The sequence below is a fragment of the Pararhizobium sp. PWRC1-1 genome (assembly GCF_049897905.1).
Classification (GTDB): Bacteria; Pseudomonadota; Alphaproteobacteria; order Rhizobiales; family Rhizobiaceae; genus Pararhizobium.
In genome coordinates this window covers 14,598-27,043 of sequence record NZ_JAFCXE010000040.1, presented here as the reverse complement: position 1 = coordinate 27,043, position 12,446 = coordinate 14,598, and the positions used below count along the sequence as shown (strand labels likewise).

12 protein-coding genes are annotated in these 12,446 nt (G+C 55.8%); 6 read left to right on the top strand and 6 right to left on the bottom strand.

The features are described 5' to 3' along the window. Positions 1-157: 157 nt before the first annotated feature. From ACP7E0_RS33395 to ACP7E0_RS33370, 6 genes are read right to left on the bottom strand one after another with little or no spacing between them, the layout of a single operon-like run. A complete protein-coding gene (locus ACP7E0_RS33395; RefSeq protein WP_426131488.1) occupies positions 158-1,246 on the bottom strand; it encodes a Gfo/Idh/MocA family protein in 1,089 nt (362 codons plus the stop codon). Next, on the bottom strand, positions 1,243-2,319 hold the full coding sequence (locus ACP7E0_RS33390) for a Gfo/Idh/MocA family protein (RefSeq protein WP_426131486.1): 1,077 nt from the start codon (positions 2,317-2,319) through the stop codon (positions 1,243-1,245). The genes ACP7E0_RS33395 and ACP7E0_RS33390 overlap by 4 nt, the downstream gene beginning before the upstream one ends. After that, positions 2,316-3,122: a 3-methyl-2-oxobutanoate hydroxymethyltransferase gene (locus tag ACP7E0_RS33385; protein ID WP_426131485.1), complete on the bottom strand. Its 807-nt coding sequence runs from the start codon at positions 3,120-3,122 to the stop codon at positions 2,316-2,318. Before ACP7E0_RS33385 ends, ACP7E0_RS33390 begins: the two co-directional genes overlap by 4 nt. 9 nt (positions 3,123-3,131) lie before the next feature. After that, positions 3,132-4,376 (bottom strand): NAD(P)/FAD-dependent oxidoreductase, encoded by a 1,245-nt coding sequence (locus ACP7E0_RS33380; protein ID WP_426131483.1) that lies wholly within the window; start codon positions 4,374-4,376, stop codon positions 3,132-3,134. Then, complete coding sequence (locus tag ACP7E0_RS33375; RefSeq protein WP_426131481.1) at positions 4,373-4,693, bottom strand: MocE family 2Fe-2S type ferredoxin; 321 nt, start codon at positions 4,691-4,693, stop codon at positions 4,373-4,375. The genes ACP7E0_RS33380 and ACP7E0_RS33375 overlap by 4 nt, the downstream gene beginning before the upstream one ends. Continuing rightward, positions 4,690-5,790 carry a fatty acid desaturase family protein gene (locus ACP7E0_RS33370; protein WP_426131479.1) on the bottom strand — a complete coding sequence of 367 codons (1,101 nt, stop codon included), beginning with the start codon at positions 5,788-5,790 and terminating at the stop codon, positions 4,690-4,692. The genes ACP7E0_RS33375 and ACP7E0_RS33370 overlap by 4 nt, the downstream gene beginning before the upstream one ends. A gap of 243 nt (positions 5,791-6,033) precedes the next feature. Here ACP7E0_RS33370 and ACP7E0_RS33365 point away from each other — a divergent pair, with 243 nt between their 5' ends. The 6 genes from ACP7E0_RS33365 to purU all read left to right on the top strand — a co-directional run bounded on the left by ACP7E0_RS33365 (position 6,034) and on the right by purU (position 12,180). Continuing rightward, on the top strand, positions 6,034-7,059 hold the full coding sequence (locus tag ACP7E0_RS33365) for a LacI family DNA-binding transcriptional regulator (RefSeq protein WP_426131477.1): 1,026 nt from the start codon (positions 6,034-6,036) through the stop codon (positions 7,057-7,059). 19 nt (positions 7,060-7,078) lie between these two features. After that, positions 7,079-8,161 (top strand): hypothetical protein, encoded by a 1,083-nt coding sequence (locus ACP7E0_RS33360; protein ID WP_426131475.1) that lies wholly within the window; start codon positions 7,079-7,081, stop codon positions 8,159-8,161. A 198-nt stretch (positions 8,162-8,359) separates the two neighbouring features. After that, a complete protein-coding gene (locus ACP7E0_RS33355) occupies positions 8,360-9,304 on the top strand; it encodes a substrate-binding domain-containing protein (RefSeq protein ID WP_426131473.1) in 945 nt (314 codons plus the stop codon). A gap of 69 nt (positions 9,305-9,373) precedes the next feature. Beyond that, on the top strand, positions 9,374-10,360 hold the full coding sequence (locus tag ACP7E0_RS33350) for an ABC transporter permease (protein ID WP_426131471.1): 987 nt from the start codon (positions 9,374-9,376) through the stop codon (positions 10,358-10,360). 3 nt (positions 10,361-10,363) lie between these two features. Further along, complete coding sequence (locus ACP7E0_RS33345; protein WP_426131469.1) at positions 10,364-11,131, top strand: ATP-binding cassette domain-containing protein; 768 nt, start codon at positions 10,364-10,366, stop codon at positions 11,129-11,131. A gap of 164 nt (positions 11,132-11,295) precedes the next feature. Continuing rightward, positions 11,296-12,180 (top strand): formyltetrahydrofolate deformylase, encoded by an 885-nt coding sequence (gene purU / locus ACP7E0_RS33340; protein WP_426131467.1) that lies wholly within the window; start codon positions 11,296-11,298, stop codon positions 12,178-12,180. Positions 12,181-12,446 lie beyond the last annotated feature (266 nt).

The window sequence follows — 12,446 nt, the reverse complement described above, 5'->3', positions numbered from 1 at the left end:
TCTCATTGACGAGCAATGCGATCCTGAAATGATCGAGCGCGTGATGGCCGACGAGACAAAGCGCTAGACCGCTAACTCAAAGGTCGCGATACGAAAAATCCGCTCGCCGGACGCTTACGGTTTTACGGGGCACTCCAGTTAGATCATTTCAGTAAAATTAGAAGATTTGAACGATGTTCCCTTCAACGGCCGATCTTACCGCGGCAGTCGTCAGAGCAATACTCGCTAGGTTGTCACGCGCGTTGTGTAGCGGTGCCCGGTCATCCTCGATCGCACACATTAGCTCCCCCATCGCTCCACGGAAGCCGTCATTGAACCAAGTGCCCACAAGTTCAGGCCGCGCCACGCCGCGCTCTGTCCAAAGTTCAACCGACTGTGTGCCCAAGCTTGGCCCGGTGCTGACGAGACTGCCTTTCGTTCCGCAGATGTAGGTGCAGTCAAGCGGCCCATACTTGGTTGCCCCGTTGAACACGAACGACGCTTGGCCTCCCTCGAACTGGACCAGCGCCTGGGCCAGAAGCGGCGGGGCGACGACCTGACCGACAGCGCGCATGTTGGTAGCCACCACTGAGGATGCCCGATCGCCGATCAGGCTGACCAGGAAATCGAACCAATGGATGGCGAAATCCTGAAACACCAAGTGGTGGTTAGTTTCAAACGTCGTGCCTTTAATCCACCCGTGGTTCCAGTGAATGCCAACATGGCACGATACAATTTCACCAACGAGGCCGCCTTTAACCGCCTCACGCATGTAGCTAAGATGCGGTGCCCAGCGGCCGTTCTGGTTCACAGCAAGCTTGAGGTTGAGTTTTTCGGCAAGCTCGACGAGCCTTAGTCCTGCGTCAACCTCAAGGACAAACGGCTTTTGCGATAAGACGTGCTTTCCTGACTGAAGTGCGCGTTCTATCATCGCATAGCGCACTTCGGGATGCGTTGTGATGTCCACGATTTCGATATCGTCACGGTTGAGGACAGCCTCGATGTCAGAAGTAATTTCTGCTTGGGGAAAAAATGCGTTTCTGCGTTCCTCGGCTTTTGCAAGGGTGCGATTGCAGATTACCCTCACATCGTAACCGGCGTCCCGGTATGCATCTAGGTGTGCAGACGAAATTCCGCCCGCTCCGATAACAGCAATACCAGGGGCGTAGGATCTGCTGCGAGGCGGGAGATAATTGAGGACGGGCGCGTCGACCAAACGCACGTTTGAAGACTTTAGGGCGTAGTCACTGTCGGTCGGCCCGCTCATGAGAGCAGTCCTACTGTTCGCTTTTCTCTCGCGGATAACACGGCGCTGTCAATGATCTGCTGTCCGATTCGTGAGATTGCGGGATCAAGCGGGCCCACTATTGCGTTTCCGGTTTCCATACACCTGATGACATACTCAACAGCTGATCGGTGGCCATCCTGAAGGACGTCTACCTCGATGCGCGTTGGCGTAGGTCGTTGTCGGGTCTGGACAGTCACATGCTGTTCGTAGTCAAAACTGGAGATGGTGCCTTCGGAACCGACGAGGACGAAACCACAATTTGGTTGAGGCTGCTGGTTCCAAGGATCTGTAAATGTTCCCCAGCGGGTCTCGAACTTCGACAAACCAGCACGATAACGGCAGATCGTGATAGAATGTTCATCTACTTCTAAGCTTTCGGACTCATCCACAACACATGTGACTTCCAACGGCTTTTCGCCGTTCATGAACCATGTGCCCAGAGTGGCGCCATATCCCAGGTAATCACGAAGACTGCCGCCGCCGGAGGCGTGCTTATACCACCATGAGCCCGACTTTGCAGCTTCGACCTCCTTTTGGCTAACTTCCGCCTTATCAGCCAAGTGATATAAAGGACCACGGTTCCCGTCGTAAAAATGGACCTCTATGACCTCGCCGATCGCGCCGTCGTCGATTAGTCGTTTGGCCGTGACATGGCATGGATACCAGGCGAGAGGCCAGTTTACCGCGAGAAGTTTCCCGCTGTCTTCCACGGCCCTGGTCATCCGGTCTGAGTCAGCGATGGAGGCGGCGAATGGCTTCTCGACGAGCACATGCACCCGGTACTTCGCCAGTCGCTCGACATAGTCGGCGTGATCCGCCGTCGCCGCGCAGAGTATGACTAGGTCAGGTTTTGTCTCTTCCACACATCGATCGACTTCGTGGAAGACTTTGTTCTTGCCGAGTTTGAAGGTCGCGATAGCCGACTGCATGCGTTCTGCCGATTTATCGCAAACCCCGACGATTTCGGCTTTGGGGTGTTGGTAAACCTCGCGCAACAAATCCCCCATGTGCATGTGATCGAAATTGATACCTGCAACGCGCCAGTTTCTCATCCTGCAGCACCCTCAAGCTCGGTCAGAAAAAGCCTAAGTTCTTCCGGTTCTATCGTAACGAGGTGGTTGTCAGCCGGATAAACACCAGTTGCGACATCCGCTGCATATTCGCTAAATGCGGAGACACGTTCGCCTTGTAGGCGGCGGTACTCCGTCGAAAAGTTCCGATACACTTTTGAGTGCCGTGGATAGTGACCGTCGTGGCAGCCAAGAACGTCCGTGGCAAACATATACTGGGCATCGCAGCCCGCCCCGGCACCCATTGAAATCATGAGCAACGTTGTCTTCTCTGAAATCGCGGCGGCGACCTGAGGAGGGACGACTTCGATCTCGGCGGCGAATGCCCCCGCGTCTTCCAACGCCTTGGTCGTTCGCCAAATATCCAACGCCGAACTCGCAGTCTTGCCAACTGCCTTGAACCCGCCGGTCCAGGTGCGGCGGGATGGAATGAGGCCGACGTGGCCGACAACGGGTATGCCCTCGTCGCGCAGACGCCGGACGATGCCAAGGCTGGCTCCGCAGTAAACGGCGTTCGCACCCGCCTTGAGCAGCCGGAACGCCACTCGGAGGTAATCCTCCTCAGTAATGTAAGCGCCGGGTTCCAGGCCCCCCACGACGAACGGTCGCGGACAGGCAGCGCGAAACTCCGGTTGCTCCAAAAGTTCGGGCGGAACGGAAAGCATGTCGATGTCGGCGAGGCTGGCGGCAGCAGCTTCCTCGAGCGTCTCAACGCGAAGCTTCGTGAGTTGGCGTTTTCCCTTGAGAGAAAGCAGGTCGGCGACGGTAGGCTGGGTCGATTTCATCCTATAATCCTAAGCAGCGAGTAGAGTTTTCAGGCGGTAGCCTGGCTCGGCCAACAACCGCGGGTCAGGCCGAGCGCTCTGGACGATCAGCATTTCCGCGACGCGGATATCTTTCGCGATTAAATTTAGCAGTCCAACCGCGCTTGCCGCCACCAGTCTGCCTTCTCCACCAAGATGAAAATTAAGCAAAGCGTCCGGGCTGAGCCAGCGCTCGATAGTCGTGGCTGCTGTTTGCGGGAGGCCCACTACCTGTAGGCAAAGTTCGAACTGATCCGACCAGAACCATGGCAACGTCCCCTGCCTAACGTCTTCGCCTAGTATGTTGCGTGCAGCCCTTTCGCCTTGCTCAAGAGCGCTGCGCCAGGATTCGAGGCGCAAACGAACCCCAGCAAGCAGGGGATGAATCGTCGACGCGCAGTCTCCGGCGGCATAGATGTCAGGATCTGACGTCTGTAAAAACTCATTTGTAGAAATGCCGTTTTCAATTGCAAGTCCGGCAGCCTTCGCTAGCGCAACGTTCGGCACTGCGCCAATTCCGGCAATGACGACGTCGGCAACCAGTGTGGAACCAGTGGTGGTTGATACTAAAAGCCCGTCAGTCCGATCTTCAATTGACTTTACTCCGGTCCCGAAGATAAACCTTACCCCCTCAGCTCGGTGTCTTGCCTCGACGATGCCTGCGATCGAAATTGGTGCACACCGGGACAGAACCTTGTCATTGCGCTCGATAAGGGTGGCACGACAACCCAGTAATGTCGCGCTTGCGGCAAGCTCAAGGCCGATCAGTCCTCCGCCAATGATGATAACCTTTTTCTCAGGCGACAGTCTTGCCTTGATGCGATCAGCGTCGGCCCTTGTGCGAAGACACAACGCCAGTTCGCTGCCGGGAATAGACGGACGCCGCGCCGAGGCGCCCGTCGCGAGTAGCAGCCGATCGTAGAAAAGATGTCGGCCATCTGCCAAAGATAGGCTGTGGGCCGCCCTGTCGAGCGACTCGACCTTCACGTTGACGAGATGCTTGATCTCCAGCGGCCCGAATTTCGTCGAGTCAGCATTCCCAAAAGTCGAGGTCTCGTCCTTCTTTGTTAGAAATCCTTTGGAAAGCTGGGGGCGTTCGTAAGGTGGCAATGTTTCCTCACCGACGATTGTAATCTTTCCTTTCCATCCGCGTTCACGAAGCGCCACGGCGGCTCGTCCGCCACACTCGCCCGCACCAACAATGATGATTTGTCCCGTTGCTGTTTCGTTTGTCATACGTCGATCTGCACATAAACGCGGTCATCTTCGACCTTCACCGGAAACGTGCGCAGATCGACGCACACGGGCGCGCCCTTGGCCTTGCCAGACGTAAAGTCGAAACGCCCATTGTGTTTTGGGCATTCGATGATTGTACCCATCACCAGGCCACTCGACAGGTGCACAGCTTCATGGGTGCAGAGCCCGGCAGTGGCGAAGTATAGGTCGTCCTTGGTCCGATAGATCGCAAACGTTAGGCCTTCATGATCGAACCGAATAACATCTTCGTTTTCAATATCGCCTGCAGCACAGGCATCGATCCAGTTTCCGGTCATGACGCCCTCCCCGTGTTTCGTTCCGCCATCTTGATGATTGAGCCATGGTTGTAAGGCGCTGCTCTTGTGCCGCCAGGGAGCCTGCGCACCACGAAATAGGACGGGTCTCGCATCTGCTTCAACACAGTCGGAATGATTTCGCGATAGGCCGCCAGTGTGCCCGGATAGGGCGGCGGGCAGTCGTCCTTTATAAGAGCATGAAGACGGGGCAACGCATGGTATGGCACCATCGGGAACATGTGGTGCTCGATATGATAATTCATGTTCCAGTAGAGAAAGCGAAAGATCGGGTTCATGTAGACGGTACGGGTGTTCAAGCGGTGATCGAGCACATCTTCCGCAAGCCCCGTATGCTGGGTTAGTCCGAAGAAGATCGCCATGAATCCTCCGTAGAGGGTCGGCAGCCCAATCAGGATCGCCGGCAGGATGGTCTGCAGCTGGAAACACGCTACTGCGACGATCGCAAAGATGAGCAGGTAAATCCGCGCAACGAGGTACACCTTATGGCGCTCCATCTCCGGAATAAACGTCTCCTCTTCCTTCGTCAGCCGCCCACTTGCGTGTAGAAAAAGGCCCTTCAGAGTGTGACAGGTGCTCTTCAACGCGAAGATGTTAAGGATGAGCCCTATTCCATCGGGCGGACGGGGCACCGCAATCTCCGGATCCCGCCCCACAATAATTGTGTCTGTGTGATGCCGCGTGTGGCTCCAGCGCCAGACCGTCGGTTCCCGCAAGATCATGAAACTGGCGACGTGATAAAGTGTATCGTTCATCCACCGCGTCTTGAACGCGGTACCATGGCCTGTCTCGTGCCATCGGCTGTCGCTTGATGAGCCGTAGAGAACGCCGTAGACGACGAAAAATGGCACGGCCAACCACGTACCCCAAAAAAACACGCCGCCGGCCGCTGACAAAACAAGACATGAGACCCAGAGGGCCGTGTCTCGCAACGCCGGACCATCGCTTCTTTTCATCAGTTCCTTCAGTTCCTTTCGAGGGATGGAACACGAATACCATTGCGCAGCCGCGAAACCGTTTTCCTCGGCCAATTGCGCGTCTCGTCCGATCAGGCTGTAGTCTCGTGCAGTTGCTGGCATATCGAATCCTATAGTGATCTCACCCGATCAGCTCTTGGAAATTGAGAAGAACGCATCATTTTGATGCTTCAATTTGAGGTTAATAGGATTAGTACGACGATGTCAACCAAATATGGGGCAGGCGACTTAGCGGCGCACCTCATCAGACTCAAAACTCATCGATAGAACTCAAATTGAGGTTTCATCGTTGACCGAGATGTTAGTGGCGCCTAAGTTGCGCGATGAAAAAAGCGTAGACGGGGAATGAAAGTGATGAAGGTAAGACCGAAGGTGGACGAAATTGCGCGGCTCGCTGGCGTCTCGAAGGCGACGGTGGACCGCGTCCTCAACAACAGGCCAGGCGTCCAGGAGCACACGCGTGCGCATGTCGCATCCATCGTCGCCTCGCTGGCCGACGACCAGGTCGAAGCGTCAGGCTCTGGCAAAATCCCCCTGGATTTCATTCTTCCGGGAGGCACAAACCCTTTTATTGCAGATCTTGTGCGACACCTTGAACGCCAAGCTGCCCTCCGTACGGACGTCGATGTCGCTATCCATAGATTGAACGGGATAGAGCCGGAGGAGGTCGCCGAAAAACTGGGGAGTTTGCGGCAGTCCTGTCAGGGTGTTGGTCTCATCGGCCTGGACAGTCCGGCCGTACGCGAAGCCGTGCGCCAGTGCATTGGCGCAGGAATATCAGTTCTAACCCTGGTCTCTGATATCAGTCATGTTGGTCGCGTCAGCTATGTCGGAATCGACAACCGGGCCGCCGGACGTCTTGCGGGTTACCTCATCGGCCGCTTCATGCCGGGGTCAAAGGGAAAAATTGCGCTGATCGCGGGAGCGCTGGCCTATCGCGGTCACGAGGAACGGGAGATGGGCTTCAGGCACGTACTGGATGAGCGGTTCCCCTTGCTCGAGATTATAGCGCTCCGCGAAGTTCGGGAGAATGCGGACAAAGCCTACAGAGAAGTCCAAGTGCTTTTGAAGGAACAACCTGAGCTCGTTGGTGTGTACTGTATCGGTGCTGGCCACGAAGGTATCGTGCGCGCCCTCAAGGAAGCGGGTCGGGAAAAGTCTGTCGTGTTCATTGGGCACGACCTGACCGACGATACCCGCCAGTATCTCCTTAGTGGCGTCATGGACGCTGTTATCGATCAGAACGCCGGGGTTGAAGCCCGCGAGGCGATCGACCGCCTCGTGCGGTCCACGCGAGGAGAAACGCCGGTCTCCGCGGCGACCATCCGTATCCAGTCCGTGTTCAGCGAGAACATTCCAGCCGACGCCTGAAATCCTTGGGAGGCAGAGTATGGATATCATAGAAACCGACGTCGTCCGTGTCGTTTTTGATCCGGAAGGCGGCGTCATAGCCGAAGTCATCTTCAAACATGGCGGCAGACAGATCAGCCCCCTTCACAAGGCACCTTGGGTCCGAGATAACGAGCAGTTAAATACTGGCATCCCTCTCATCGAGCGCAAGCTGGCAGGAGACTTCTTCTGCGCGCCCTTTGCATTGCCCTCGGCGGAAGTTCCGCTTCACGGCTGGACCGCAAACGGTGACTGGGCTGCCTCGCCTGATGCTCAGCAAGCTGGCGTAGGTCTCTACAGATTGCGCCAGAACGTTCAAGGAGGGCTAGCCACAAAAGAGATAAGGCTGCACCCCGGTCACCCCGTCGTATACCAGACACACACGATCACGGGCGGAACGGGTACAATTCCGATCGCCCATCACACCATGCTCCATGTTCCCGGGGGCGTTAGCCTCAGTTTCTCGGACAAAAGGTTCGGCAGCACCGGTCCTTGCGCCCCTGAAACGGATCCTTCCCGCGGCCGTTCGATCTTGGCATATCCGCAAACATTCGACACTTTATCATCGATTCGGAAATCGGATGGCAGTGTCACCGACGCGTCCCGCTATCCCTTCGAAACAAGGCATGAAGACGTCGTCGTACTTACAGAAAAGCAAGGCGCATCATTCGGATGGTCGGCGGCACTTGCCGCCAAGGACGGTTTCATTTTCTTCTCGGTCAAGGACGCCCTTGTCCTTCCGCATACCGTGTTGTGGATGAGCAATGGTGGCCGTGCCTATCCACCGTGGTCCGGACGGCATACGGCTGTGCTTGGAATCGAAGAAGCAGCGATCAGTTTCCATCTTCCAGACACGCACACGGCTGACATGAACGTGGCGCTTGGGCTCGATCTCGCCCCAGGCCGCACCACGAAGATCCGCTACGCTTTTGGAGCAATCGAAGTACCGAGTGGATGGACACGCGTGTCTGAAATATCACTTGCCGATGGCGTATTGATCATAAGCGACGAGGCCGGGCGAAGATGCACGATACCGTTTGATTGTCGCTTCCTCGACTACGATCGAAACAGCACATCATTTTGAGAAGTAGCCCCTCAGGTGCCCCATTCCACGGTTAAGGAATATGGCGCCGATCCGGAAATCCACTTGACACCGGCGCCAACCTGTCGTTAGTTGCAAAGCATCAAAATGATGTCTAAAAGAAATCATTTTGATGTTGGCTCAGGAGGCCAACTCAAGAGGTTGCCCGTTGGATTAGCGGGCCATGGGAGGAGAATTCACATGTTCAAGAAAGCAATTGCGTTGCTGTCAGCTGCGGTCCTCGCTGCTGGAGCGGGTTTCGTCTCGACCGCCCACGCTGAAGGTAAAACCTATTATTGGGTATCGCACGGCTCACCGGCGGATCCGGTCTGGACCTACTTTCTCGCAGGCGCAAAACAATGGGCTGCGGATACGGGCAATACGGTCAACACATCCTTTCAGAACGGGGACGTGCCCGCCCATCAAGAAGCGATCCGGGCAGCCATTTCGGCAGGTGCGGCTGGCATTGCGACGACCAGCCCCGATCCGGGATCGTTGGTTGAAGTGGTCAAGGAGGCCAAAGCCAAGGGTATTCCGATCATCAACTTCAATACACCCGACCCTCAGGCAAACTTCGACGCCTACGTCGGCGGCGACAACAAGACTTTCGGCAAAAATTGGGCACAGTACCTGGTCGACAAGAAGCTTGTGAAGTCAGGAGATTTCGTCTGGATGCCAGTTGAAGTTCCAGGTGCCACGTATGGCGTGCAGGAAGAGGAAGGCATCGCGAGCGTCTTCAAGCCTTTGAACATTACTTGGGAAGTCACCGACGCGACGCTGGACCAGGCCGAAATTATCACGCGCATGTCGGACTACCTGACGGCAAACCGTTCGAAGATCAAGGCCATCATCGGCCTTGGCGATCTGGTAAATGGCAGCATCAAGCGCGTGTTCGAACAAGTCGGCGTCAAGGCTGGAGAGATTCCTGTCATAGGATGGGGCAATTCCACGGACACCACTCAAGAAGTTCTTAATGGCTACGTGAACGCTGCTCAATGGCAGGACCCGCAGGCAACGAGCTACATGGCATTGTCTATGGCAGCAATGGCCGCGAGCAAGATCCCGCCGGGCTTTAACATCATCACCGGTGCCCTATACGAAAAGGACAAGGCCGAGTTTTACGACAAGATCCTGTCAGGCAAGTAACCTCTTTCGAACTCAGACAGGCTGCGCCACCCGGTCCTTCCGGGTGGCCCACCCCAATCGGTGACCATCATGCAACAACGTACTTATCTGCAAAGCTTCGTTTCGAAGCCGGAATTCGGTCCGCTCGTCCTTTTGGTGCTCGAGCTAGTGATCTTTTGGTCCTTCAATTCAGATTTTCTTTCGCTTCCAAACATCAGCAACACACTCTCATTTACAGTTGAACTCGGTTTGATCGCATTGGCCATGACCTTGCTGATGACCGCCGGGGAATTCGACTTGTCCGTGGGATCGGTATTCGGATTTTCTGCAGTGCTGATGTGGACGCTCTTTAATAGTGAAGTGATGCCGCTCGGCGCCGCCTTTCTAGTTGCAATCGCGTTCAGTCTGGTCATCGGCTTTATCAATGGCTGGTTCGTTACCAAGCTCAACATACCCTCGTTTCTCGTCACCCTCGGCATGCTTTTGGTCGTTCGAGGCACTGCTCTCTATGTCACCGACGGCTTTCCCCAAAGGACATGGACGGCCGAGGGCAACTGGTTTGCCGATATATTGGCAGGAAGCTTTTTCATTGGGAGCTTCCGAATGTACATGTCAGTTATCTGGTTCGCACTGGCAGCATTTGTTGCACATTACATTCTCACCAAATCGAAAGCGGGCAACTGGATCCAGGCATCGGGTGGTAATCCAAATGCAGCCCGCGCCCGCGGTGTGAATGTCGGCCGCACCAAGATTTACCTGTTCATGGCTTCATCCGCGATGGCGTCTCTGGCAGGCATTATTAGTTCAATTCGCACCTCAGCGGCGAATCCCAATAGCGGAACGGGTTACGAACTCGAGGTTATTGCGATGGTCGTGATCGGCGGAACAGTGCTGACAGGCGGGCGCGGCACAATCATCGGAACAGTTCTCGGTATCTTCATCCTGCGTGTGATGCGAAACGGCATCGTCATGGTCGGTGTACCGGGCCTGGCCTACAATATCTTCATCGGGGCGATTATTCTGGGAATGATGGCGCTGCACTCGTGGCTCGAACGCCGACATAACGCAGGAGTATAGAGGATGGCCGAAGATCTCATCCGCATGGAGAAAATCAACAAGTTTTACGGTCGGATTCATGCCCTGCGCGACGTCAGTCTGACGGTTAAGACGCACGAAGTCGTTGGTCTGCTGGGCGACAACGGCGCAGGCAAATCCACTCTGATCAAAGTTCTTTCCGGAGCCGTACCGCTGACCAGCGGCGACATCCTGATCAAGGGCCGCAAGGTGGAGCTCAAAAGCACGGCTGATGCCATCGCGAACGGTATCGAGACGATTTTCCAGGACTCTGCTCTGGTACCACAGCTTTCAATCGCCCGTAATCTTTTCTTGGGACGTGAGCCCGTCAAAGGCAACGGGTTCTTGAATAGGCTCGATCAGGAAGCGATGAACGCATCGGCACGCGAACTGTTAAAGCGGGTTGGCATCACGAAAGACATCCCGCCTGAGACGGCGATCTCGTCTCTGTCTGGCGGCGAGCGGCAGGCGGTCGCAATCGCACGCGCCATGCAATTTGACAGCGATCTCATCATTCTTGATGAGCCGACAAACAACCTTGGGGTCGCAGAAACCCAAGGTGTACTGCGATTTGTGCGGGAAGCCCGTGATACAGGACACTCTTGCATCTTCATCGCTCACAACATCCACCACGTATTCCAGGTCGTCGACCGCATCATCGTTATGCGAGGGGGCAAGGTCGTGGCAGACGACATTGATCCGAAAACAACGACGATTGATGAAGTGGAGCGGATCATCACGGGCGAAGAAATGCTCAATGCCATCACGGCATAACTGCCTGATTTTAAGCTAGCTGCGATCGTCCTTCAAGGATCACTATGATACCACGCCGTCCCTGCAGCGAATTGGCTGCGGGGACTGCGGTCCATTCAACCGTGTCAGACCCTGATACCTCCGAACCGAACAGCTCCTCTTCATCATGCGAAAGTGAAATCACATTGACCAACTTCGTACTCACCGTATCGTGCAAATCCACCCGTGGCATCGTCGCGGCGATTACCGGCTATCTGGCCGACGAGGGCTGTTACATCACCGACAGCTCGCAGTTTGACGACATGGAAACCGGCCTGTTCTTCATGCGCCTGACCTTCATCAGCCAGGAAGGTGCGACACTCGACACGCTGAAGGCCGGGTTTGAGGCGGTAAAGACCCGCTTTGGCATGGAAGCCGATATCCTCGATAGCGAGCACCGAATGAAGGTGCTCTTGATGGTGTCGCGCTTTGGTCATTGCCTCAACGACCTGCTCTACCGCTGGAAGATCGGCGCGCTACCGATCGAGATCGTCGGCGTCGTTTCCAACCATTTCGAATACCAGAAGGTCGTCGTCAATCACGACATCCCGTTCCACCATATCCCGGTGACCAAGGCCAACAAGCCGCAGGCGGAGGCCCGGATCATGGACGTGGTGGAGCAGACCGGCACGGAACTGATCGTGCTGGCCCGCTACATGCAGATACTGTCGGACCAGATGTGCCAGAAGATGTCGGGCAAGATCATCAACATCCACCACTCGTTCCTGCCATCCTTCAAGGGTGCCAACCCGTACAAGCAGGCCTATGAGCGCGGCGTCAAGCTGATCGGCGCGACGGCACATTACGTCACTGCCGATCTCGACGAAGGTCCTATCATCGAGCAGGACATCGCCCGCATCACCCATGCCCAGTCGGCCGAGGATTATGTCTCGATCGGCCGCGACGTGGAAAGCCAGGTGCTGGCGCGCGCCGTGCACGCCCATATCCACCACCGCACCTTCATCAACGGCAACCGCACTGTGGTGTTTCCGGCAAGCCCGGGGTCCTATGCGTCCGAGCGCATGGGCTAAGAACAAGTTCCCGCAACGAGTAGCAATGGTAAACGATCGGAGTTCGGGATTGACCGTCAGCAGAACTCGCTGTGATGATTCACTCGGTTCACGCTGTTGAAATTGTGCAACGACCATCTTCCACGGCCACGCTTCCGACCATGGGTGCGGAAGAGGTAAAGAACAGGGGTGCGTTTGTTGGAGCGGTCGCGGACTACCAACCTACGGTGTTAGTGATTGCGGTTGAGCATCGCAGTCTCGCTGCCTAAAGGCTTCCACCAGCGAAT

Coding starts and splice junctions, on each gene's coding strand:
- ACP7E0_RS33395 (WP_426131488.1), bottom strand. CDS start 1,246: ATGAGCGGGCCGACCGACAGTGACTACGCCCTAAAGTCTTCAAACGTG.
- ACP7E0_RS33385 (WP_426131485.1), bottom strand. CDS start 3,122: ATGAAATCGACCCAGCCTACCGTCGCCGACCTGCTTTCTCTCAAGGGA.
- ACP7E0_RS33380 (WP_426131483.1), bottom strand. CDS start 4,376: ATGACAAACGAAACAGCAACGGGACAAATCATCATTGTTGGTGCGGGC.
- ACP7E0_RS33355 (WP_426131473.1), top strand. CDS start 8,360: ATGTTCAAGAAAGCAATTGCGTTGCTGTCAGCTGCGGTCCTCGCTGCT.
- ACP7E0_RS33390 (WP_426131486.1), bottom strand. CDS start 2,319: ATGAGAAACTGGCGCGTTGCAGGTATCAATTTCGATCACATGCACATG.
- ACP7E0_RS33360 (WP_426131475.1), top strand. CDS start 7,079: ATGGATATCATAGAAACCGACGTCGTCCGTGTCGTTTTTGATCCGGAA.
- ACP7E0_RS33350 (WP_426131471.1), top strand. CDS start 9,374: ATGCAACAACGTACTTATCTGCAAAGCTTCGTTTCGAAGCCGGAATTC.
- ACP7E0_RS33345 (WP_426131469.1), top strand. CDS start 10,364: ATGGCCGAAGATCTCATCCGCATGGAGAAAATCAACAAGTTTTACGGT.
- ACP7E0_RS33370 (WP_426131479.1), bottom strand. CDS start 5,790: ATGCCAGCAACTGCACGAGACTACAGCCTGATCGGACGAGACGCGCAA.
- ACP7E0_RS33375 (WP_426131481.1), bottom strand. CDS start 4,693: ATGACCGGAAACTGGATCGATGCCTGTGCTGCAGGCGATATTGAAAAC.
- ACP7E0_RS33365 (WP_426131477.1), top strand. CDS start 6,034: ATGAAAGTGATGAAGGTAAGACCGAAGGTGGACGAAATTGCGCGGCTC.